Raw genomic sequence first — 911 nt, 5'->3', positions numbered from 1 at the left:
CTGTTCTATGCGTATTTCTCATGATATTCGTGATGCTGCATCACTCAAAAAGGCAAAAGGTGAAGGTATGGTCGCTATGGCTGAAAAATATCAAGAAAGTGGTGACCTGTATGTCGAATCCCCTCAAAAAAAGAGAGTCAACAGTTGAAGAATATTCTGATCAAAGGTGCGGGGGTCGGTGGTTTAACCGTTGCTTTTATGTTACAACAAAAAGGCGCTCATGTTACTGTATCGTCCCCTCCTCTTTCTCCTATAGGAACAGCAAGTTGGTATGCAGGAGGAATGCTTGCGCCTTACTGTGAAAGAGAAAATACTGAACAGATCGTTGAAGATCTTGGTGTACAAGCCATACAATGGTGGAACAAAATATTTCCAAATCTCGTCATACGAAAAGGAACTTTCGTTGTCGCACCAGCACGAGATAGGGTAGAACTTGAACGATTTTCAGAGCGGACACATCATCATAGAATTATAAACGGTGAAGAAATAGCACGTCTTGAACCTGATCTTGCAGAACGTTTTAACCATGCGCTTTTTTATGAAAATGAAGCCCATCTTGATCCTCGTAAAGCGCTCATTGCTTTAAAAGAAATCTTGATAAAAAACGGTGCATGTTTTGTTGATGTCAAAACATCTGAAATAAATTTTGATATGATCATTGATGCAACAGGAATAGCACGTTTAGGAAAAGATAAAAATATACGGGGGGTGCGTGGTGAAATGCTGCTCGTACGCTGTAGGGATATTAAACTTTCCCGCCCCATTCGTCTTCTTCATCCACGCATCCCACTTTACATTGTTCCGCGACAAGATAATATTTTTATGATTGGAGCAACGATGATTGAAAGTGACTTTGATGGTGCCATCTCTGTGAGATCAATGATGGAATTGCTCAACGCAGCCTATACTTT

Annotated in this window: 1 protein-coding gene; it reads left to right on the top strand. The window is 40.6% G+C overall.

Going from position 1 to position 911, the window contains the following annotated elements; all coding sequences use genetic code 11:
* Nucleotides 1-144: 144 nt before the first annotated feature.
* A partial coding sequence (locus ACFINC_RS10095; RefSeq protein WP_375617129.1) for an FAD-dependent oxidoreductase occupies nucleotides 145-911 on the top strand: 767 nt, incomplete at its 3' end.

Source organism: Bartonella sp. AP58NXGY (genome assembly GCF_042195785.1).
Classification (GTDB): Bacteria; Pseudomonadota; Alphaproteobacteria; order Rhizobiales; family Rhizobiaceae; genus Bartonella.
Note: the sequence above shows the minus strand (reverse complement) of the source record. Positions and strands in the feature narration are given on the sequence as shown.